Genomic DNA, 21,152 nt, shown 5'->3' on the forward strand with positions numbered 1-21,152 from the left:
CGCCGTCCGGCCCGTGAGTCGTGTTGCGTAACCTGATGCGACCTGTGCTGCGGAATGGGGAGGACCAGTGCGACTCGGGCTCAGCCTCGGCTATCAGACGGCGTGGAGTACACCCGCCGACCATCTCGCCCTTGCCCAGGAGGCCGACCGGCTCGGCTATTCGGTGGTCTGGGCGGCGGAGGCGTACGGCTCGGACTCGCCGAGCATGCTGGCCTGGATCGCGGGGCAGACCGAGCGGATCGACGTGGGCAGCGCGGTCATGCAGATTCCGGCGCGTACCCCGGCGGCGACCGCGATGACCGCGGCGACCATCGACGCGATCTCCGGCGGCCGGTTCCGGCTCGGTCTGGGCGTCTCCGGTCCGCAGGTCTCCGAGGGCTGGCACGGTGTCCGGTTCGGCAAGCCGCTGGCCCGCACCCGGGAGTTCGTCGACATCGTCAGGCTGGCGATCGCCCGCAAGGAGGTCGCCTACGACGGCGCCCACTACACGCTGCCGCTGCCGGACGGCCCGGGCAAGGCGCTGCGGCTCGGGTTCCACCCGCCCCGCGAGCACATCCCGATCTACCTGGCCGCGGTCGGCCCGAAGAACCTGGAGCTGGCCGGGGAGATCGCCGACGGCTGGCTGGCCGTGTTCTACGCCCCGGAGTTCGCCGCCGACCAGCTCGCCTCGGTCGCCGCCGGCCGGGCGAAGGTCGGCAAGGAGCTGGCCGGGTTCGACGTGGTGCCGAGCGTGCCGGTGGTGGTCGGTGACGACGTGGCGTCCTGCGCCGAGCTGGTCCGCTGGTACGCCGCGCTCTACGTCGGCGGTATGGGCAGTCGTGAGCAGAACTTCTACAACCAGCTCGCCACCCGGATGGGCTACGGTGACGCCGCCCGCGAGGTGCAGGACCTCTACCTGGCCAAGCGGCAGCGGGACGCGGCGGCGGCGGTGCCGATGGAGTTCATCGACCGCACCTCCCTGCTCGGGCCGAAGGAGCGCATCGCCGAGCGGATGCGGGAGTACGCCGCCGCCGGCGTGACCACCCTGTCGGTGACCCTCTTCGTCGCCGACCGGGACAGCGGTATCGCCACCCTGCGGACCTGCGCCGAGGCACTGGAACTGGCCGGGGTGGGGGAGTGAGCTGGATCGAGGCGATCGTCCTGGGCATCGTCCAGGGCCTCACCGAGTTCCTCCCGGTGAGTTCGTCAGGGCACCTGCGGATCACCTCCGCGATCTTCTTCGAGCGCGACGCCGGGGCGTCGTTCACTGCGGTCACCCAGCTCGGCACCGAGGCGGCGGTACTGATCTACTTCGCCAAGGACATCTTCCGGATCGCCCGGATCTGGATCGTGGGCATCTGGGACTCCTCGGTGCGGGCCAGCCTCGACTACCGGATGGGCTGGTACGTCATCGTCGGCTCGATCCCGATCGGGGTGTTCGGGTACCTGTTCAAGGACCAGATCCGGGAGACCGCCCGGAATCTCTGGGTGGTGGCGACCACGTTGATCGTCTTCGCCTTCGTGCTCGCCTTCGCCGAGTACTGGGGCCGGCAGACCCGGACGCTCAACGACTTCCGGATGCGCGACGGCGTCGTGATGGGCTTCGCCCAGGCGATGGCGCTGATCCCCGGGGTGTCCCGCTCCGGCGGTACGCTCACCGCCGGGCTCTTCCTCAGCCTCACCCGTGAGACGGCCACCCGGTACTCCTTCCTGCTGGCCATCCCGGCGGTGGTGATGTCCGGCATCTTCAGCATCGGGGACGTCTTCGAGCCGGCCGCCCCCGGCACCTCGGTACCGACCGTGGCGCAGATGGTCGTCGCCACGCTGATCGCCGGTGGGGTCGGCTACGCGGCCATCGCCTGGCTGCTGCGTTACGTGGCGCACCACACCCTGTACGTGTTCGTGCTCTACCGGGTGGCGCTGGGCAGTCTGGTGCTGGCCCTGCTGCTGACCGGCGCGATCAGCGCGACCTGACGCCGACGGCGTGGTCAGCGCCGGCTGACCGCCGACCCGGCCTGGACAGGCTGCCGGCTGATCCGGCCGGCAGCCTGTCGCTGGGGGTCGCCACGCCCACCGCCTAGGGTGGAGGGCGTGGCGACCCTTCTGCTTCTGCGACACGGCCGCACGACGGCCAACGCCGACGGCGGCCTGGCCGGCCGGCAGCCGGTCGAGCTGGACGAGACCGGCCGGGCCCAGGCGGTCGCGGCGGGCGCCCGGCTCACCGGGCTGCCCCTCGCGGCCGTGGTGACCAGTCCACTGATCCGCTGCCGGCAGACGCTGGAGCTGGCCGTTCCCGGCGCCGAACCGGTCGCCGAGGAGCGGCTGATCGAGTGCGGCTACGGGGCCTGGGAGGGGCAGCCGCTGCGTAAGCTCGCCAAGGACCCGCTCTGGCCGGTGGTGCAGCAGCATCCGAGCGCGGTGGTGTTCCCCGACGGCGAGCCGATGGCCGCGATGGCGGCCCGCTCGGTGGCCGCGGTACGCGACTGGGACGCCCGGGTCAGCGCAGAGCACGGCCCGGACGCGCTCTGGTTGGCCTGCGGCCACGGCGACGTGATCAAGGCGATCGTGGCCGACGCGCTCGGGCTGCACCTCGACCTGTTCCAGCGGATCGTGGTGGATCCGGCCTCGGTCACCGTCATCCGGTACACGCCGGTGCGGCCGTTCCTGGTGCGGCTCAACGACACCGGCGGGGAGCTGACCGGGCTGGTCCCGCCGGCCCGCAAGCGTCGTCGCCGGTCCCGGGGGGCCGACTCGGACGCGGCGGTGGGCGGTGGCGCGGGAGTGACCCGGTGACCGGGGTTCCACCGTTGACCTGCGGACGCGGCCGGGTGGCCGGGGCGGCGCCACGATTCCCCCTCGGTGGGCTACGCGCCGGCTCAGCGGGCCGGATAGGGTCGTGGGTATGAGCCACCAGGTGCACGCTTTCGAACCGCCCGAGCGGTTCGTCGCAGGGACCGTGGGCCCGCCCGGTGAGCGGACCTTCTTCCTCCAGGCGCGTGGCGACGGCCGACTGGTCAGTGTCGCGTTGGAGAAGGTCCAGGTGTCCCTGCTCGCCGAGAAGCTCGAGGAGCTGCTCGCCGAGGCGACCCGCCGGTTCGGGGTGGAACTGCCGGACGCCCCGGCCGTGGTGTCCGACAACGAGCCCCTGGAGACCCCGGTCGACGAGGAGTTCCGGGTGGGCACCCTGGGCCTGGCCTACGACGTCGACACGGCCACCGTGGTGATCGAGGCGATCGCGGCCGGGGAGACGGCCGAGGGCGAGCTCGGCGACGACGACCTCGACGACGCCGAGGAGTCCGACGACGAGCCCGACGACGACCTCGACCGGTTGCGGGTGCGGCTGACCCCACAGGCGGCCCGGGCCTTCATCGACCGGGCCCGCCGGGTGGTGGCCGCCGGTCGCCCGCCGTGTCCGCTCTGCGGTCAACCGCTCGACCCGGCCGGACACCTCTGCCCCCGGCACAACGGCTACCACCGGTGACCAGCTCCGAGCTGCAACCCCGGCTCGACGAGAGCGCCGCGCTGCGCCTGCTGCGGACCGGGGAGTTCGAGCTGGAGGGTCGGCTGGTGGACGCCTCCAACACCACCCTGCGGGGCTTCCTGACCCTGGACGGGGTCACCGCGCGCTGTGTCTACAAACCGGTGCGTGGCGAACGGCCGCTGTGGGACTTCCCGGACGGTACGCTCGCCGGCCGGGAGGTGTCGGCGTACCTGGTCTCCCGGGCAACCGGATGGGACCTGGTCCCACCGACCGTGCTGCGGGACGGCCCGCTCGGGCCGGGCGCCTGTCAGCTCTGGATCGACGAGCCGTCCGGCGCCGAGCCGCTGGTCGCGTTCGTGCCGGCCGACACGCTGCCACCACGCTGGTTCCCGGTCGCGGCGGCGCGGGACGACGACGGGGCGGCCTACACGCTGGCGCACGCCGACGACCCCCGGCTGGCCCGGTTGGCGGTGCTGGACACCGTGATCAACAACGCCGACCGCAAGGGTGGGCACGTCCTGCTCGGCGCAGACGATCGGATCTACGGCGTCGACCACGGGGTGAGCTTCCACGTCGAGGAGAAGCTGCGGACGGTGCTGTGGGGTTGGTCCGGGGCGCTGCTGCCGCCGGACGCGCGGGAGATGCTGGCGCAGTTGGCCGCCGAGTTCGACGGCGGGTTGGCCGACGAGTTGGCCGAGCACCTGACCGTCTCCGAGGTGGCCGCGTTGCGTTCCCGGATCGGGCGGCTGCATGCCGACGGGCGGTTCCCGCAGCCGCCGGTACGCTGGCCGGCGATGCCCTGGCCGCCGATCTGACCCGCTGTCGTCTTGATCACTTCAGGGCCGACACCGGGGTCCGGCGGAGCTGGATAGGCTGACGGGCATGGACACTTGGGCGGGACATGAGGTGCCGCGGCTGCCGGGGACCGGGCAGCCGCTCGCGTTGTACGACTCGGCGCGGCAGGCCGTGACCCCGGCGACCCCGGCCGGTGTCGCGACCATGTACGTCTGCGGGATCACACCCTACGACGCCACCCACCTCGGGCACGCCGCGACCATGATCACCTTCGATCTGGTGCAGCGGATGTGGCGGGACAACGGCCGGTCGGTCAACTACGTCCAGAACGTCACCGACATCGACGATCCGCTGCTCGAGCGGGCCGAGCGCGACGGTGAGGACTGGGTCGTCCTGGCGATGCGGGAGACCGCCCTGTTCCGCGAGGACATGGAGGCCCTGCGGATCATCCCGCCGACCCACTACGTCGGTGCGGTGGAGTCGATCCCGGACATCGCCGACAAGGTCGAGGCACTGTTCAAGGACGGCTCGGCGTACCGGCTGGACGACGGCACCGGCGACGTCTACTTCGACATCTCCGCAGCACCCCGGTTCGGGTACGAGTCCAACCTGTCCCGTGAGCAGATGCTGGAGCTGTTCGCCGAGCGCGGCGGTGACCCGCAGCGCGCCGGCAAGCGCGACCCGCTGGACCCGCTGCTCTGGCGGGGCGCCCGGGACGGAGAGCCGTCCTGGCCGGGTGGCGCGCTGGGGCAGGGCCGGCCCGGCTGGCACATCGAGTGTGCGGTCATCGCGCTCAATCTGCTCGGTGAGCGGATCGACGTGCAGGGCGGCGGGAACGACCTGCTCTTCCCACACCACGAGTGTTCGGCGGCGCACGCCGAGCGGCTCACCGGCACCGCGCCGTTCGCCACGCACTACGTCCACGCCGGCATGATCGGCCTGGACGGCGAGAAGATGTCCAAGTCCAAGGGGAACCTGGTCTTCGTCTCCCGACTGCGGGCCGACCGGGTCGATCCGATGGCGGTCCGGCTGGGGCTGATCGCCGGGCACTACCGGTCCGACCGGGCCTGGACCGACGAGCTGCTGGCCACCGCGACGACCCGGCTGGAGCGTTGGCGGGCCGCCGCGTCGGCCACGGCCGGGCCGTCGGGTGAGGCGCTGATGGCCGGGGTACGGGACCGGCTCGCCGACGATCTGGACGCCCCCGGAGCGCTCGCCGTCGCCGACACCTGGGCCGAGGCGGCGCTGGCCGGCACCGGTGACGACACCGGGGCGCCGGCCCTGTTCACCCGTACGGTCGACGCCCTGCTCGGTATCCGCCTCTGAGCGCGCCCCGCGCCGTCAGCCGAGGACGAGTCCGGGATCGGGGTCCGGGTCGGGGGACGGTGCGGGGACCTTGTACTCCTCGGTCAGCGTGGTCATCGGGCCGGGCCAGGTGGCCTGGGCCACCTCGATCGGCTTGCGGGCCGCGTCGTAGGCCACGTGCAGCAGGTGCAGCACCGGGGTGTCCGGGCGGATCTGCAGCATCTCCGCCTCCTCCCGGCTGGGCTGGCGGGCGCTGAGCTGGTCGGTCGCGGTGACGTACCGACGCCCGGTGGCCTCCTCGGCCTCCTGGTAGAGCGGCCGGCCGAACGCCTCGGCCCGTTCCAGCGAGGTGCCGGCGGCATCGGTGGGCAGGAACCACGAGGCGCCGATCTCCACCGGCACCTCCTCGGTGCGGACCAGGTGCCGGCGGGCCAGCAGTTCGGTGCCGTCCGGTACCCCGAAGGCGTCGGCCACCTCGGGTGGCGCGGGGGCCCGGCCGACGGCGGTCAGCTGCTGCCGGTACCGGGCGGCCAGGTCGGCGTGGTAGCCCCGGAAACCGCCGTAGCGGCCCCGGGAGAGCCGGTTGAGCCGCCGCCGGGTGCCGCGTACGTAGGTACCGGATCCCGGCTTGGTGATCAGGATGCCCTCCACCCGTAGCTGGTCGATGGCGCGTTGGACGGTCTGCTTGGCGACCCCGAACATCTCCGCGATGGCCGGGATGGACGGCAGGCGTTCGCCGGGGGCCCAGTCGCCCCGCCGGACCCGGGCGTGCAACTGCGCGGCGATCTGCCGGTGCGGGAACTCGGCCGCCCCCGGATTGATCTGCATCCTTGCCTCCTTGCAACAGCTAGGTTCCTAGGATGCACGAGGGGACGTGCCGGCGCCACCCCATCCGACAACCCGGGCGTGTGGCGGTGGAGATCGATCAGGTCCCTACCTGGCGGCCACTCTCTACAGTGGCGCGCACCTGCTCGACCAGTGCTTGATAACAGAGGTGGACGCTATGGCACCTGTCAGAGAACATCCGGTCCGGCGCAAGCCGCTGGTGCGTGTGCTTGCCACGATGCTCGCGGCGACGCTGCTCACCCTGGGCATGACCGTCGCGACGAACGTCACCACCGCGGCACCCGCGCATGCGCTGTGCTCCACCCCGGCGATCGTGGGTACCTGGTCCAACATCGATTCGACCGGTCCTGCCGTGGCGAAGGTCGAGTTCCGCTACACCTGCAGCGACACGGTGATCTGCGACGCGGAGACCGGGATCTGCACCCGCCCGCCATCGATCCTGGAGATGCGTCCGTTCGGCCAGTGCAGCCCGACGTTGTGCGACTGGGGCTGGCGGCAGACCGTCACGACCACTGACGGCTGGCACTGGGTTTCGTACCGCTACAGCTGGGCGACGAGGTCGGTCCGGGCCCGTACCGAGTCCTGGTACGGGCTGACGTACCTGCACGTGTTGACCCGCACCGACTTCACTGACGGGCGCACCGACTACGAGACCAACGAGTGGTTCCTCAAGTGAGACGTCCCCGCCCGTCGGGTGCGTCCGCGTACTGAGCGGGGCCGGCGCATCGGGCGGATGACGCCTGCCGGCCGGACGGGATGCGCCGAAAGGTAGCGGCTGCGGTTCCCGCAACGCCGTCCGGGCCGGGTGGACGATGCCGGGCCCGGACGGCGTGGAGAGGGTGGCTACCAGGAGCCGGCGGTCGGCCCGGCCGAGCCGCCCCGGCGGCGCAGGTACTTCTCGAACTCCTGGGCGATCTCGTCCCCGGTCAACGGCTGGATCCCCGCGTCACCGACGCGTTCCTCCAACTCGCGCACGTACTCACCCAGCTCGGCGTCCTGCTCGGCGGCGGTACGGACCCGCTGTTCCCACTCGGCGGCCTCCTCGGCCAGGTCGGCCATCGGCACCGGCAGGTCGAGCACCTCCTCGACCCGGTGCAGCAGGGCCAGGGTCGCCTTGGGGCAGGGCGGGTTGTTGGCGTAGTGCGGCACGTGCACCCAGAACGAGACGGCATCCACCTCGGCCCGGATGCAGGCGTCGTGCAGCACCCCGACGATACCGGTCGGACCGTCGTAGCGGGTCGGGGTGAGCTGGTAGCGCTGGGCGGCCTCCGCGTCCGAGGCGCTGCCGCTGATCGGCAGCGGCCGGGTGTACGGCACGTCGGCCAGCAGCGCGCCGAGCAGCACCACCCGGTTCACCTCCAGGCTGTGGCAGACCTCCAGCACCTGCTCGCAGAAGGTGCGCCAGCGCATGCTCGGCTCGATGCCCCGGATGAGCACCACGTCCCGTTCGGTGCCCTCCGGGCTGGCCACCATGAACCGGGTGGTGGGCCACTCGACCCGGCGGGTGGCGCCCTCGGCCATGGTGATGGTGGGCCGGCTGACCTGGAAGTCGTAGAAGTCCTCCGGGTCCAGCTCGGCCACCTGTCGGGCCTGCCAGACCTGTTCGAGGTGCTCCACCGCCGCAGTGGAGGCGTCAGCCGCGTCGTTCCAGCCCTCGAAGGCGGCGATGGCCACCGGCGAGCGCAGCACGGGCAGGCCGTCGAAGTCGGTCATGCCGTCACCCCGCCATGCTCGTGCCCTGCCTCGACGGACGGAGCAGCATCCGCCCGCTCGCCGTACCCCGTGGTGGCGTCCCTGTTGTCCCTCACGTCGTCAGCCTACGTGCCGGTAGCGGAAGCGGCCCGTCGGCCGCGCCGGACACCGGGCGTACCGGCCCGGGACGGTACGCCGGAAGCCGGTGCCGGCGGGGTGGGGCCGCCGCCTCCGGCTGGATTCCGATGCTCCGCCGGATCGGGCGGATGGTGCCGCTCCTGTGGGATTCTGACGGTTTTCTTGACTATCCGTGATGGCGGCAGTTAATGTCCCAAGGCGTACAGCTGCCATTCCTGCATATCTCCGCCTTTTGTAGCATCCCGGTGATGCTGAGGCGTACCGACCAGTGTTGGTGGGAATGTCAGACGACCAGTTCCGGTGGCAACAACTGATTTTCTAGGGGTTGGGTGCCGTTGACTTGCGCCGTCATTGTTCAGCTTCCGTTCCCGTCCACTGGTGCACCCGACCCTGACCTTTCCCGGTACTACCTCGACTACGACCGGGTCTTCCGGTCGCAGTTCCCGGAGTACTTCATTCCACAGGACGGTCTGTGGGAGATGCCGCTGTGGGTGGCGCATCTGACCGCGCTGGTCCGTGCCGCCGGTCTCGACTCCCGGTTCTGTGACCTGTCGCGCACCAGCCCGCAGGCGGTGCCCTGCGCCGAGCGCATCCTGGCCGGCAGTGCCCCCGGCGACCTGGTCCTGATGTCGCCGCTGGCGCAGAACCTGCGGCTGGCCACGGACGTCGCGGCGATGCTGCGTGCCGAGGACCGGCGGGTCGTGCTGGGCGGCAACATGGCCCCGTTGGTGCCCCCCGACGCGGTGCACCTGCTGCACCGGGGGCAGCTCGACGCGGCGTTGGTGGGCAAGCTGGTCCGCCTGGTGGCCGACGGCGGCGGGCAGCTCGAGAACCCACCGGGACGTGGACGTTCCGACCGGCTGATCGACTGGGCGCCGGACTACCGGCACCTGGACGGTTACCGGGGTCAGGTGCCGCTGCTGCGGTTGAACGCCAGCCACGGCTGTCTGTACGAGTGCTCCTTCTGCGGTGACGCGTGGAGCCGGCAGTTGGTCATGGTGGACCGGGCGGCGCTGGCGTCCGAGGTGGACCAGCTCGCCGCGCGGTTCCCGGACACCCGCCTGATCTACATCGGGGACAAGACGTTCGGCCAGTCGAAGGAGGCGGTACGCAACCTCATCGAGGTCTTCGCCACCCGGCCCGGGTACCGGTTCATCGTGCAGACCCACGTCATGCAGGTCCGTCCCTGGGTCATCGAGGCGATGCACGAACTGGGTGTGGTCGCGGTGGAGCTGGGCTTCGAGTCGGGCGATTCGGAGATGCTCAAACGGCTGAACAAACTGTCCCGGGGGCTGGACGACTACACCGAGAAGATCGGGATGCTCGCCGGCAGCGGACTGAAGGTCGTATTGAATGTGATGGGTGGCCTGGACGAGGAGACCGAACAGTCCCACCGGCAGACCGTCGACTGGTTGTGGGAGCACCGGTCCCTGCTGTGGCTGTTCAATCTCTACAGCTTCGTGCCGTATCCGCTAATCCCCGGATTCGCCAGGATCAAGCCGCGCATCTTCGACTGGGACTTCGCCCACTGGCGGGAGGACGCGCCGCCGGTCTACCGGCCGCGCAACCTCAGCCCCGAACGTAGTTGGGAACTGTTCCAGGAGAAGGTCGCGGTGGCCAACCGTATCGTGCGCGAGGAGACAGGACAGTTGGTATGAGCCATCTCCCGGATTTCGCCGCCCTGCAGAACCAGGCGGTACCGGCGGACTTCGAGGACGATCCGCTGCCGGGTTGGGCCGGTCCGGGCACCCTGTTCGGTGCGCCGTCGGCCGGGCTGGCCGGGCTCGGCGCGTTCGACGGGTGGGCGGTCGCCGGGGTGCCCTTCGACGGTACGGCCAGTTCCCGGCCGGGTGCCGCGGAGGGGCCCCGGGCGGTGCGTACCGCCAGCGTCGTCTTCGCCAACTCGCTGAACAGTCTCGGCGAGTGGGAGATGCTGGACACCCGGACCGGGCAGGCGTTCCGGTACCTGGCCCCGCAGGTCCGCGACGTGGGGGACCTGCACGTCTATCCGACCGACACGGTTCGGACCTTCCAGGCGGTGGCCAGCGAGAGCCGGCTGCTGTGCCAGCAGGCCGGGCGGGTCATCTTCCTCAACGGGGACCATTCGACGACGTTTCCCACCTTCAGCGGGTTCCGGGCGGCCCGGCTCGACCGCTCGGCCACCAGCCGGGTCGGCTTCGTCAACATCGACCATCATTTCGACTTCGGCAACTGGAGCATCCTGCACGGGCCGCTGTACCACGGGTCGAACTCCCGCCGGATCAGCGAGCTGCCCGGCATGCGGGCGGAGGACATCGCCTTCGTCGGTGTCGGGGACGTCACCAAGCTCGACCAGTTCCGGTCCCTGCTGGATCAGGGGTTCCAGGTCGTGCCGGCGTCCCGGATCGTGCGGGACGGCGCTGCCGCCGCCCTGGCGGCGACCATCGACACGCTGGGCAGCCGGTGCGACGTGGTCTACGTGTCGTTGGACATCGACGTGCTGGACACCAGCGCCGCGACCGGTACCGGCCACGTGACCATGGGCGGGATGCAGGTCGGTCACCTTCTCGACGTCTACGAGGAACTGCGCCGGTTGCCGATCGCCGCGCTGGACGTCGCGGAGATCGCCCCGCGCTACGACAGCACCGGCGCGACCGCGCAGATCGCCGCGCGACTGCTGTTCGAGTTCCTGTTCCGTACCGGACAACACGACCCCAAGCTGCCCCCGTGGCAGCCCGGGGACGGGAGGTGAGTGCCATGCGGTTCGCCCCTGCCGAACTGCACCTCGACTGCGCCACGCTGGTCACCGGGGGCGCCGACGTGCCCGGGCACGCGCTGCGGGAGCTGGCCGCACGGGCCGCGCAGGCCGTGCACCGGCACGGGTTCGTGGTGTTCCGGATCGGCCGGCTGCGGCTGGGTATCGAGCAGAGCCGGCGGCTCGCCGCCGAGTTGTCCGAGGCGCTGCGGGTGGAGCTGATCGCCAGGGGCGCACCGGACGAGATGCGCCTCGAACAGGACCGGGCCCAGCAGACCTACGTACCGGCCGGCTGTGCCACCCGGACCCTGCTGCCGCACCACGACGGGCAGCACTGCTCGTACCTGACACCGAGTCTGGCCGACGAGCCGGACTGGGCGCCGCAGTGGCGGGAGTTCGGCACGTCCGGGTACACGACCACCCCGGCACACAAGATGTACCAGGGCGTGTTCATCGCCGATCCCGGTGACGGCCTGAGCGTCACCACCTACTACGACTGGCTGGACATCCTGTCCACCGTGTACGCCGAACGCGTCGGTGCCGATCCGGAGCAGGTCCGGCCCGAGGAGGTGGCCCGGTGGCTCGGGGTCAACCTGCGGTCGGCGTTGGACCAGCAGTCCAAGCACGGCTGTCCGTATCCGTCGATCGGGGCCATGCTCGGCGTCGGTGAGCCGATGTGGCACGGTTTGTCCTTCCACCACGCCGAGGAGCCGCTGTCCGGGCAGCAGCGGGCCAGCTACCCGCTGGCCGGGCCGTTGACCTCGGGTTGCCCGTGTGGGGAGTGCGTCGGCGACATGGCCCGGCTCTACTGCCACATGCTGCTCACCGCCACCGGTCGCACCTGGTGGGACTGCCGCCGCCGGTGGGAGGTGCTGGCTCCCAGCGAACGGTTCGATCTGCTGTTCGGCCACAATCTGACGATGCTGCACGGTGGGCTGGCCGGTGGTGCCGGCCGGGTCATCGAACCGTTCTGTCTGGTCGTGGACACGCCGGCCGGGTCCCGGTACGAGCGGTGGCTGGCCGCGTCCTGGCGGCGCGAACTGCCGGGCCACGCGTGAGCGACGGGACTGTCGGAACCCGGCCGACCCCGGTCGACCTGCACCTGCACACCTGCGCCTCGGACGGGGACGACAGCGCGGCGGTGCTGGCCGAGCGGTGCGTCGAGGCCGGTGTGACCGTCGCCGCGGTCACCGACCACGACACGCTGCGGTCGGTGCCGGCGTTCACGGCCGCCGCGGCCGGCCGGTTCACCGTGGTACCCGGCTGTGAGGTCACCACCCGGTGGGGGGAGGGCGAGGCGCACCTGCTGGCCTACTGGGTGTCCGGTGACGGGTTCGCCGAGCGGATCGGCCGGATCCGGGACAGCGAGTTGGCCTGGTGGCGACGGTGGGTCGCGGCGGCGCAGGCGTACGGCGTGCCGCTGGACTGGGCGCGGGTGGAACGGGAGATCGGCCCGGACCGGATCGGCTACCTGGGCGACTATCTGGCACTGCTGCTGCGGGTCGCCGGTGACGACGAGCGGTTCGCCCGGTACGCCGGGGACACCCGCCGCCTGGTGGCGGAGTTGTGCGCGCCGGGCCGGCCGCTGCACGTTCCGCCGCCCTGGACGCCGACGTTGCCCGAGGCGATCGGCTGGGTGGTGGCCGCCGGTGGGGTGGCGGTGCTGGCCCACCCGGCCCGGTTGTTGCCGGCCGACGTCGACCCGGTCACCGCCCTCGGTGAGGTGCGTGCGGCGGGGCTGGCCGGGTTGGAGGTGTGGACGACCTGGCACACGCCGGCCGAGAGCCGGCGGCTGGCCGAGGTGTGCGCCCGGCTCGACCTGGTGGCGACCGCCGGGTCGGATTACCACGGTCCCCGGGTCAAGTCGTGGGCGCGGGGGCCCGGTCTGCTGCCGCAGGCGCCGCCGGAGCCGATGGACATGGTGGCGGCGCTGCATGCCCGCCGGCCGGCGTGGGCCGGGTGACCAGGTGACCATCCTCGCCCCGTCCGGCCTGGGCGCGCCCTACCGGTACCTGCTGCTCTCCTCGGCGGTGTCCACCCTCGGTGACGGGCTGCGGTTCGCGGCGCTGCCGCTGTTGGCCGCCGTGCTGCTCGACTCGCCGGTGCAGGTGGCGGCGGTGACCGCGATGACCACCGTGCCGTGGCTGCTGCTCGGGTTGCCGGCCGGGGCGTGGGCGGACCGGGTCGACCGGGTGCGGATGATGGTCGTCGCCGACGTGCTGCGCGCGGTCACCCTCGTCGTGGCGGTCCTGCTGCTGCTCACCGGTGCCCTCGGGTTCGTGCCGCTGCTGGTGGTGGCGTTCCTGCTCGGGGTCGGCGAGGTGATGTTCGACTGCGCGTCGTTCGCGGTGCTGCCCGCGCTGGTACCCGCCGACCGGCTGGAGACCGCCAACGGGCGGCTCTTCACCGTGCAGACGGTCAGCCGTGACCTGCTCGGGCACCTGCTGGGCGGGTTGCTCTACACCGTGGGCCGGGTGCTGCCCCTGGTCGTGGACGCGGTGTCGTTCGTCGTGTCCGCCGCGCTGCTCAACCGGTTGCCGGCCACCCGGGCCGCGACGACCGACCGGCGTGGTGGTCTGTGGCGGGACATCGTCGAGGGGGTCCGGCACCTTGCCGGTGACCGGTTGCTGGCCACGCTCACCCTGACCGGTGGCGTGATCAACGCCGTCTACCTGGGGCAGGTGGCGATCCTGGTGCTGCTGGTGCGGGACGTGCTCGGCCTCGGGCCGACCGGGTACGCGATGGTCCTGGCGGTGGGTGCACTCGGCGGGGTGGTCGGTGGGCTGGTGGCCGACCGGGTGGTCGCCGCGTTCGGGCGGACCGCCGTGCTGCTCGGTGGCCTCGCCCTGATGGGGGTGTCCGGGCTGGGGCTCGCGGCGGGCAGTGTGGTGACCGTCGTCGGCGGCTATGCGGCCATGGGGTTCGGGCTGATGCTGTGGAACGTGGTGGCGGTGTCGCTGCGGCAGAGCCTGGTGCCCGTGCACCTGCTGGGTCGCACGATCGGGGCGTACCGGCTGGTGGCGTGGGGCACGATGCCGGCGGGCGCGGTGGCGTTCGGGGCGCTGGCCGACGCGTGGGGTACGGCGGTCACCTTCGGTGTGGGGGGTGGGTGTGTGCTGCTGGTGGCGGTGGTGGTCGCGCCGTTGCTGGCCGGGGACCGGCGGTTGCGGAAGGATCCGGTAACCGGAGGTGGTCGACATGTCTGAACTGCCACATGGTGTGGTCCGGCTCGCGGCCGAGCGGGGACTGACCGACCTGGTGCCGATCGGCAGTGGACTGGAGTTCCAGGTGTTCCGGGCGGTGACGCCGCAGGGGACGGCGGTGGTGCTGCGTACCGCCACCGGGGACCGGTTCCAGTCCAACGCCAACGACCCCGATGTGGACACCCGGGCGTTGCTGTCCTGGGAGCACGCGGTCACCGCGCATCTGGCCGGGTACGGCATCCCGGTGGCCACGCCCCGCGAGCTGACCTTCGGTGACCCGGATGTGCTGGTCAGTGACTTCGTGGCCGACGACGGGCGCGGTGCCGAGCCGTACCTGCTGGGGGCGCTGCTGCGCCGGTTGCACGAGGTGCCGCCGCCGGCCGCCGGGCCGGTCGCCGACGAGGGGCTGCCGACCGGCCGGCTGGTGCCGGTACGCATCGTGCGGCGGTGGCGGGAGGTGGCCGCGCTGGTACCGGACCTGCCGGCACCGCCGCCGGTGGACCGGCTCGCGGCGGCGGTCGTCGACCGGCCGCACGACCGGTTGCTGCACCTGGATGTCCGGGCCGCGAACCTGCGGTGCGTCGACGGTCGGGTCCGGGCGCTGCTGGACTGGTCGAACGCCCTGATCGGGGATCCGGCGCTGGAGTTGGGGCGGCTGGCGGAGTTCGCGTTGCTGCCGGAGAACGGCATCGACTTCGACGCGGTGTCGTCCGGCTACGGCGCCGGTGTGCCGGACGATCCGGCGGCGTTCTGGACGTACCGGTTGGACGCGGCGGTGATGCTGGCGGTGGTGTTCCTTTCCGAGGCGCCGGACGACGTGCTCGGACCCCTCGCGGTCGACCGGTTGCGGCAGGTCCACGACCGCTGGTTACGGGAGATACGACGGTGAGCGCCGGTCCGGTGCCCGGACCGGCCGCGGCCCGGGCGGGCTCCGGCTGGTCGGTGGCCCCGGTGTTCCTGCTGCGGCAGGCCGGATTCCCCGTCGACCTGGTCACCGGTCGGGACGCACCCGACCTGCGGGACGGGCTGGACCGGTTGGACCGGGCCGAGGAGCGGGTCGCGGTGGCCGCCGGGCGGCTGCGCGCCGCGTTGCCGGCGGCGACGGTGTTTCCCGACGTGGGACGGATCGGGCCCCGGCTGGGGCAGGGGCACCTGCTCCCGGAGTCGTTGTGCGACCGGGCCGAAGCGCGTCTGGACCCGGATGGGCGTCGGGCGTTGCACGATTACCAGGCAGCGGCGGCCGGCTACCGCGACGAACTGGACCGGTTCGCCCGGGCCCACGACGGGCGGCTGGACGACCAGCGCGGCCGGGTGCTGGCGCTGTTCCGTGACGACGTACGGCTGCGTGACGTGCTGCTGGTCTCCAACGACACCCGGTACGAGATGTTCCGGCGCTGGTGGGACGAGTTCGTGCCAGGACGGTGGACGCACCGCACCCGACGGCACGCCGACATGCTCGCCCGGTATCTGCAACGGGTCACCACCAAGAACGAGACGAACTCCCACTTCGGGCCGGTCAGCGTCGGCCGGTTCGATCCGGCCGCACCGGCGGGGGTGTCCTGGACGGACGGCGCCCCGCTGCGCCGGTTCGCCTACTTCAGCCATTGGGCGGCGGAGGAGATCGGGCGCACCCTGGCGGGGTGGCCGCAGGTGCGCCGGCACGTCCGTCCCCGCCGGCACCCGTGGGCTGCACCCGACGGGGCGCAGGTACGGCGGTACGCCTCCACCACGCTGACCGGGATGCCGGCGGACTGGGACTTCGTCGAGTACCCGCCGTACCGGCTGACCGACGGGCAGCGCTGGTTGTTCGAGCGGGCCGACGGTTGGGCGACCCTGGCCGAGCTGCACCGGCGGTGGGCCACCGAGCGGGGCGGTACGGCCCCGGAGCTGGATGAGACGGTGGACCGGCTGTGCGCCGACGGGCTGTTGGTGGCGCATTTCGAGGTGCCGGTGGGCGCGGCGGAGCCGCTGCGTGCGCTGCGGGAGCAGCTACCGGCCGACGATCCCGGTACGGCCGGGGCGCGGGTGGCCCTGGACGGCCTGCAACGGCTGGTCGACGCCTTCGCCGTGGCCGACCACGACGCGCGGGCGCGGATCTTCACCGAGCTGCGGGGCGCCTACACGGAACTGACCGGCGCGGCGGCGAGCCGCAACAGTGGCCGGCACTACGCCGACCGGGGGTTGCTGCACGAGGAGGCCCTGTCGCCGGTCGACCGGGTCCGCGCCGACGCGACGCTGCGGAACTTCGTCACCGGCGACCTGGCCGTCCTCTACGACCTGCTGCTGGTCGGGCCGAGGCACCGGATGCGCCGCGAACGGGAGGTGCTGGCCGACTGGTTCGTCGGCCGGTTCGGCGCCGGAGCGGAGGTGTCCCTGGGGACGTTCTACCGGGGTTACTTCACCGACCGGGCCGACATCGTCCGACGGTGCGCGGTGGTCGACGACGAGCTCGCCGCGATCGACCGGGAACTAATGGCGCTGCTGACGGCGGGCGCGTCCCGGGACGACCGGGAGGTGGAGGTGGACCGGGCGGCGTTGGTGGAGTTCCTCGGCCGGTACCCGCGGGTGCCCGGTGCGGTGTGCAACCCGGACCTGATGCTCGCGGCGACCAGCCGGGAGGCGCTGGCCGCCGGGGACTTCCTCGCCGTGGTCGGCGACTGCCACGCGATGCGGGAACTGCTCACCCACACCTGCTACTCGCCGCTGGTCGAGGCCGAGCAACCCGCCACGGTGGCCGGGATCATGGCGGGCTACCGGGGCATTCTCGAACCGGACGAGGTGCTCTGCGACGTGGTGCGTACCCACCACGACAAGACCGACGTGCAGGTGCTCCTGCCGACGCCCGACGTGGAGTTCCACGGCCGTTCCCCGAAGGACCGCGACCGGGTGGTCCCGGCTGCGGCGCTGCGGGTGGCGCACCGGGCGGGTGGGCTGCAACTGCGGGCGTCCGGGTGGCCGGGGCGGCTGCGGCTGCTCGCGCCGCCGGCCACCGGTCCGAGTATCGCCCGGGACCCGCTGGCCGGGTTCGCCTTCCCGAGGCACTTCGGTGGCGTGACCATCCGTGGTGACCATCCCCACCTGCCGCGCCTGCGGTGCGGTCGGGTGGTGCTGCAACGGGAGCTGTGGCGGATCGACTGCGCCGCGCTGGCCGCCGGTGGGGACGCCGCCGGCTTCCGGGCCGCGCACCAGCTTCGCCGCCGGTACGGGCTGCCCCGGCTGGTCTTCGCCAAGCCGCCCGGTGAACCGAAGCCGGTCTTCGTGGACTTCGAGTCACCGCTGCTGGTGCGGCAACTGTGCCGGCTGGTCCGGGGGCGCACCGGGACCACCCTGTTCACCGAGATGCTGCCCGGACCGGATCAGCTCTGGCTCACCGTTGACGGGCGCCGCTACACCAGCGAGGTGCGTTGTGCCGTCTTCGGCTGAGCCGGACCGGCGGTGGCGCGCGGTCCGTACCGTGCTGCTGCGGCACGCCGGTTATCCGGTGTCCGACCTCGCCGGACTGGCCGACCCGGAGTTGGCGGACACGGCGCAGCGGCTGCTGGCCGCCTGGCGGGACCTGGCCGACGCGGCAGGCGGGTTGAAGGCGGCGCTGCGGACGTACCGGCCGGGTGACACCGGTGCGGTGGGTTCGGCGGTCGGCGCGCTGAAGCCGCTGCCGGCCGGGTCGTCAGCGGTGCTCGACGTGCTGCCGGACGCGCCCGTGCGGCGGTACCGGGCGGCGGTGGTGGCGCTGGAGGAACTGATCAGCGCAGTCGAGCAGGGGCACGGTGCGACGGTGGCGACCAGCCGGCGGCGGGTACGGGACCTGTTCGCCGACCCGTGGCGGCAGCAGGTGCTGCTGCTGTCCAACGACACCGTGGCCGCCCAGGTCGGGCAGTGGTCGTCCGGGGACACCGGTGGTGGGGCCCGGGACCGGAAGCTGACCGACCTGCTGACCATGTACCTGCAACGGATCACCACGAAGAACGAGACGAACGCCCACTTCGGTCCGTTCGCCCTCGGCCGGCTCGACGAGCAGGTCACCGGGGTGCGCTGGGCACAACGGGGGGCACCGCGCCGGTTCGTTCACCTTGCGCACTGGGCCGCGTCGGCGTTGCTGGCCGCCGGTGACCCGGATGCCGGGCGGGTCCGGCCGCGCCCGGACCCGATGGTGTTCCCCGACGGGAACGCACTCGTCCGGTTCGGGTACGCCGACGCGCCGGGTCTGCCGTACCCGTGGTGGCTGACCGGGCCGGACCGGGTGTCGTTGACCCCGGCGCAGCGGTGGTTGTTCGCGCAGGTCGACGGGGAGGTGACCGTTGCCGGGCTGCGGGATCGGTGGCGGTCGCGGTACGACCCGGACGGGTTCGACCCGGCGTGGGCGGTGCTGCGGTCACACCGGCTGGTGATCGACGTGGCGGAACTGCCGGCCGGGGACGCGGACACCGTGGGCCGGCTGCGGGCGGCGCTGACCGACGTGGCCGGTGACCCGGCGCCGGCCGACCGGGTGGGGGAGCTGCTGGACCGGTTCGCCACCGGGCGACCCGAGCATCGGGTGACCGCTCTGGAGCAGCTGAAAGGGCTGTACAGCGGGCTCACCGGGACACCGGCGACGCGGGCGTCGGGTGCCCACTACGCCGACCGGGCGGTGCTGTTCGAGGAGTGCCTCGGCCCGGTCGCCGACGTCGTGGCCGGCCGCGAGGTGACCCGCTTCGTCGAGACGGAACTGGCCGAGGTCTACGACAGCATGCTGCTCGGTTCCCGGCTGCGGATGGTGCGCGAGCGGGACATCCTCGCCCGGTGGCTGGCGGACGTGTTCGGTACCGGCCGGTCGGTGCCGCTGGGCGCGGTGCACGAGCGGTTCCTGGCCGACCGGGCGCAGGTGGCGGCCTGGTGCGACGCGGTGGACGCCGAGGTGGCCGCAGCGGAGCGGGACTTCGCGGCGGCGCTGCTACGCGGCTGGGACGGTCGGGCCGCCCGGCACGACCTGCCCGCCGGCACGGTCCGGGACCTGCTGGCCGGCGGACCGGCGCAGCCGGCGGCGCTGTGCAACCCGGACGTGATGCTCGGTGCCGAATCGGCCGAGGCGTTCGGGCGCGGCGAGTTCTTCGGCGTGGTCGGTGACTGTCACGCGGTGCGGGACCTGCTCACCCATGGACCGTTCGCCCCGGTGTTGGCCCGGTACGCGCCGGAGGTGGCAGCCGAGGTGCTCGACGGCTACCGGCGGATCGTCGCGCAGGACGAGACCCTGGTCGAGGTGGTGCGGGCACACAGTTCGAAGGTGTCTGCCCAGATGGAGCTGCCACTGCCGCGCCTGGAGGTGGCCGGCCGGGCACCCGGCCCCCGGTCGGGGGTGCTGCTGCCCCGGGACCTGCACCTGACCGTCCGCGACGGTCGGGTGGACCTGGTCAGCCCCCGGTTGCCGGGCCGGCTGCGGCTGATGGCCTCGGTGTCCGGGGCGGCCAGCATCCGACACGACCCGACCGCCGTGTTCAGCTTCCCCCGCAGTCTCGGCGGGGGAGTGCTCAGCTCGCTGGATCTGCCGTACCTGCCGAGGATCGTCACCGGCCGGGTGGTGCTCACCCGGCGCCGCTGGCGGGTACCGGTCGCCGAGCTGGACACCTGGCGGCCACCGCGTCGACTGGCGGCCACCGACGCGCGGGGGTTCGTCTCGGCGACCCTGCTGTGGCAGCGGCTGGGGCTGCCCCGGCACGTCTTCGTCAAGTTCCCGCAGGAACCCAAGCCGGTGTACGTCGACTGGACGGCTCCGCTGCTGGTCCGGCAGTTCCACCGGCTGCTCCGGGGCGCCGGGGCGGACGGGGTGGCGGAGATCTCCGAGATGCTGCCCGGACCGGACCAGCTCTGGCTGCGGGTCGACGGTGCGGCCCGGACCGCCGAACTGCGCTGCACCGTGTTCTCCCGGTGACGGCCACCGGGTGGCCGTCACCTCTGTGGCGGCCCGGTCAGCGCTGGTCGCTGCGTACCGTGGCCAGGAACTCGGCGAGCACCTCGGTGTGGGTGGAGAAGGCCAGCTCGATCGGCTCGGTGAGTACCAGCCACTCGGTCGCCTCCGCCGTGGGTGCCGAGGCGGGCAGGTCGTCGGCCCGCTGCGGCGGCAGCACCCCGAAGATCATGATGGTGCCGCCGTGCGGGGCGCTGCGCACGGCGAACAGGTGCACCTGCTCGGCCGCGCCGGTCAGGCCGGTCTCCTCCCACAGCTCACGGACCAGCGCGTCCCGCCAGTCCTCGCCGTACTCGATGAAGCCGCCGGGCAGGGCGAGTTCACCCCGGGCCGGTTCGATGTCGCGGCGCTGCACCACCACGCCGGTGCCCGAGTCGGTGATCACCGGCAGGACCGCCACGGCGACGGGGGAGGGATTGCGCCAGGTGGTCTGGTCGCAGGAGGAACAGACGCGGGGCCAGCCGGCCGTGGTCGGGTAGGCGCCGCCGCAGTACGAACAGTGGGAGTGGAGTTCGCCGGTCACGCCGCAGGACGATACCGCCGCCATGGTTGCCCGCCGTTGGCCGCCACGCCGCCGGGCGGCGGACAGGTGAGGACTTTTCCGGCCGGTTGGTCGGTCAGTCCGACAGCGTCCCGTCGACGTAGACCCACTGCCCGTCCGCGCGCTGGAAGCGGCTGCGTTCGTGCAGCATGCCCGGCTGCCCCCGGTCCCGGTAGTGGGCCCGGAACTCGACGGTGCCGGTGGTGTCGAACAGGCCACCCCGGCCGGTGTCGAGGATCTCCAGTCGGGTCCAGCGTTGCTGCGCGTCGAGGGTGAGCCGGCCGGGCCGGGTGGCCGGGTGCCAGGTCCGCAGCAGGTAGGAGGTGTCCCCGACGGCGTACGCGCTGAACCGCGACCGCATCAGCGCCTCGGCCGTCGCCGCGCTGGTCACGCCCTGGTGCATCGGGCCACAGCAGTCCCGGTACGCCGGTCCGTGACCGCACGGGCAGGGCCGGGCCGGATCGTCGCTCCGCCGTAGGTTCCGCTTCGCCACCCGC

19 protein-coding genes are annotated in these 21,152 nt (G+C 72.5%); 15 read left to right on the forward strand and 4 right to left on the reverse strand.

Annotated features, from left to right (window positions below; all coding sequences use genetic code 11):
- The first annotated feature begins 67 nt into the window (after positions 1-67).
- From V6U90_RS18510 to mshC, 6 genes are all read left to right on the forward strand, one after another.
- The gene (locus V6U90_RS18510) at positions 68-1,120 is read left to right on the forward strand and encodes an LLM class F420-dependent oxidoreductase (RefSeq protein WP_334437903.1); all 1,053 of its coding nucleotides are present in this window, start codon (positions 68-70) and stop codon (positions 1,118-1,120) included.
- Entirely contained in the window at positions 1,117-1,953 is an 837-nt protein-coding gene (locus V6U90_RS18515) for an undecaprenyl-diphosphate phosphatase (RefSeq protein ID WP_334437906.1), read from the forward strand. Before V6U90_RS18510 ends, V6U90_RS18515 begins: the two co-directional genes overlap by 4 nt.
- Positions 1,954-2,070: 117 nt before the next feature.
- A complete protein-coding gene (locus tag V6U90_RS18520; protein WP_442933617.1) occupies positions 2,071-2,772 on the forward strand; it encodes an MSMEG_4193 family putative phosphomutase in 702 nt (233 codons plus the stop codon).
- 109 nt (positions 2,773-2,881) lie between these two features.
- Positions 2,882-3,460 carry a DUF3090 domain-containing protein gene (locus V6U90_RS18525; protein ID WP_334437912.1) on the forward strand — a complete coding sequence of 193 codons (579 nt, stop codon included), beginning with the start codon at positions 2,882-2,884 and terminating at the stop codon, positions 3,458-3,460.
- Positions 3,457-4,275, forward strand: a complete 819-nt coding sequence (locus tag V6U90_RS18530; protein ID WP_334437915.1) for an SCO1664 family protein — start codon at positions 3,457-3,459, stop codon at positions 4,273-4,275. The genes V6U90_RS18525 and V6U90_RS18530 overlap by 4 nt, the downstream gene beginning before the upstream one ends.
- 67 nt (positions 4,276-4,342) lie before the next feature.
- Entirely contained in the window at positions 4,343-5,581 is a 1,239-nt protein-coding gene (gene mshC, locus V6U90_RS18535; RefSeq protein ID WP_334437917.1) for a cysteine--1-D-myo-inosityl 2-amino-2-deoxy-alpha-D-glucopyranoside ligase, read from the forward strand.
- A gap of 15 nt (positions 5,582-5,596) precedes the next feature.
- On the opposite strand, the gene V6U90_RS18540 is transcribed toward mshC, so the two are convergent.
- Positions 5,597-6,388: a GntR family transcriptional regulator gene (locus V6U90_RS18540; protein WP_334437920.1), complete on the reverse strand. Its 792-nt coding sequence runs from the start codon at positions 6,386-6,388 to the stop codon at positions 5,597-5,599.
- A gap of 175 nt (positions 6,389-6,563) precedes the next feature.
- Between V6U90_RS18540 and V6U90_RS18545 the strand changes: the two genes are divergently transcribed.
- On the forward strand, positions 6,564-7,082 hold the full coding sequence (locus tag V6U90_RS18545) for a hypothetical protein (RefSeq protein ID WP_334437923.1): 519 nt from the start codon (positions 6,564-6,566) through the stop codon (positions 7,080-7,082).
- Positions 7,083-7,249: 167 nt separating this feature from the next.
- On the opposite strand, the gene V6U90_RS18550 is transcribed toward V6U90_RS18545, so the two are convergent.
- The gene (locus V6U90_RS18550; protein ID WP_334437926.1) at positions 7,250-8,119 is read right to left on the reverse strand and encodes a PAC2 family protein; all 870 of its coding nucleotides are present in this window, start codon (positions 8,117-8,119) and stop codon (positions 7,250-7,252) included.
- 446 nt (positions 8,120-8,565) lie between these two features.
- Here V6U90_RS18550 and V6U90_RS18555 point away from each other — a divergent pair, with 446 nt between their 5' ends.
- The 8 genes from V6U90_RS18555 to V6U90_RS18590 are packed head-to-tail and all read left to right on the forward strand — an operon-like array spanning position 8,566 to position 20,078.
- The gene (locus tag V6U90_RS18555) at positions 8,566-9,894 is read left to right on the forward strand and encodes a B12-binding domain-containing radical SAM protein (RefSeq protein WP_334437929.1); all 1,329 of its coding nucleotides are present in this window, start codon (positions 8,566-8,568) and stop codon (positions 9,892-9,894) included.
- Entirely contained in the window at positions 9,891-10,967 is a 1,077-nt protein-coding gene (locus V6U90_RS18560) for an arginase family protein (protein ID WP_334437931.1), read from the forward strand. The genes V6U90_RS18555 and V6U90_RS18560 overlap by 4 nt, the downstream gene beginning before the upstream one ends.
- Before the next feature lie 5 nt (positions 10,968-10,972).
- Positions 10,973-12,028 carry a hypothetical protein gene (locus V6U90_RS18565; protein WP_334437933.1) on the forward strand — a complete coding sequence of 352 codons (1,056 nt, stop codon included), beginning with the start codon at positions 10,973-10,975 and terminating at the stop codon, positions 12,026-12,028.
- Positions 12,025-12,933: a PHP domain-containing protein gene (locus tag V6U90_RS18570; RefSeq protein WP_334437934.1), complete on the forward strand. Its 909-nt coding sequence runs from the start codon at positions 12,025-12,027 to the stop codon at positions 12,931-12,933. The genes V6U90_RS18565 and V6U90_RS18570 overlap by 4 nt, the downstream gene beginning before the upstream one ends.
- Positions 12,934-12,937: 4 nt before the next feature.
- Entirely contained in the window at positions 12,938-14,176 is a 1,239-nt protein-coding gene (locus tag V6U90_RS18575; RefSeq protein WP_334437936.1) for an MFS transporter, read from the forward strand.
- Entirely contained in the window at positions 14,169-15,062 is an 894-nt protein-coding gene (locus V6U90_RS18580) for a phosphotransferase family protein (RefSeq protein ID WP_334437938.1), read from the forward strand. The genes V6U90_RS18575 and V6U90_RS18580 overlap by 8 nt, the downstream gene beginning before the upstream one ends.
- Positions 15,059-17,596 carry a lantibiotic dehydratase gene (locus tag V6U90_RS18585; protein WP_334437940.1) on the forward strand — a complete coding sequence of 846 codons (2,538 nt, stop codon included), beginning with the start codon at positions 15,059-15,061 and terminating at the stop codon, positions 17,594-17,596. Before V6U90_RS18580 ends, V6U90_RS18585 begins: the two co-directional genes overlap by 4 nt.
- Positions 17,580-20,078, forward strand: coding sequence for a lantibiotic dehydratase (locus V6U90_RS18590; RefSeq protein WP_334437943.1), 2,499 nt, complete (start codon positions 17,580-17,582; stop codon positions 20,076-20,078). Before V6U90_RS18585 ends, V6U90_RS18590 begins: the two co-directional genes overlap by 17 nt.
- Before the next feature lie 37 nt (positions 20,079-20,115).
- On the opposite strand, the gene V6U90_RS18595 is transcribed toward V6U90_RS18590, so the two are convergent.
- On the reverse strand, positions 20,116-20,637 hold the full coding sequence (locus tag V6U90_RS18595) for an NUDIX domain-containing protein (RefSeq protein WP_334437946.1): 522 nt from the start codon (positions 20,635-20,637) through the stop codon (positions 20,116-20,118).
- Positions 20,638-20,731: 94 nt separating this feature from the next.
- On the reverse strand, positions 20,732-21,148 hold the full coding sequence (locus V6U90_RS18600) for a YchJ family protein (protein WP_334437948.1): 417 nt from the start codon (positions 21,146-21,148) through the stop codon (positions 20,732-20,734).
- Positions 21,149-21,152 lie beyond the last annotated feature (4 nt).

Origin of the sequence: Micromonospora sp. CPCC 206060 (assembly GCF_036906895.1) — a bacterium.
Taxonomy (GTDB): Bacteria; Actinomycetota; Actinomycetes; order Mycobacteriales; family Micromonosporaceae; genus Micromonospora.

Excerpts from the sequence above, each read along its gene's own strand:
- V6U90_RS18525 (WP_334437912.1), top strand. The coding sequence starts at position 2,882 with ATGAGCCACCAGGTGCACGCTTTCGAACCGCCCGAGCGGTTCGTCGCA.
- mshC (WP_334437917.1), top strand. The coding sequence starts at position 4,343 with ATGGACACTTGGGCGGGACATGAGGTGCCGCGGCTGCCGGGGACCGGG.
- V6U90_RS18540 (WP_334437920.1), bottom strand. The coding sequence starts at position 6,388 with ATGCAGATCAATCCGGGGGCGGCCGAGTTCCCGCACCGGCAGATCGCC.
- V6U90_RS18545 (WP_334437923.1), top strand. The coding sequence starts at position 6,564 with ATGGCACCTGTCAGAGAACATCCGGTCCGGCGCAAGCCGCTGGTGCGT.
- V6U90_RS18550 (WP_334437926.1), bottom strand. The coding sequence starts at position 8,119 with ATGACCGACTTCGACGGCCTGCCCGTGCTGCGCTCGCCGGTGGCCATC.
- V6U90_RS18560 (WP_334437931.1), top strand. The coding sequence starts at position 9,891 with ATGAGCCATCTCCCGGATTTCGCCGCCCTGCAGAACCAGGCGGTACCG.
- V6U90_RS18565 (WP_334437933.1), top strand. The coding sequence starts at position 10,973 with ATGCGGTTCGCCCCTGCCGAACTGCACCTCGACTGCGCCACGCTGGTC.
- V6U90_RS18580 (WP_334437938.1), top strand. The coding sequence starts at position 14,169 with ATGTCTGAACTGCCACATGGTGTGGTCCGGCTCGCGGCCGAGCGGGGA.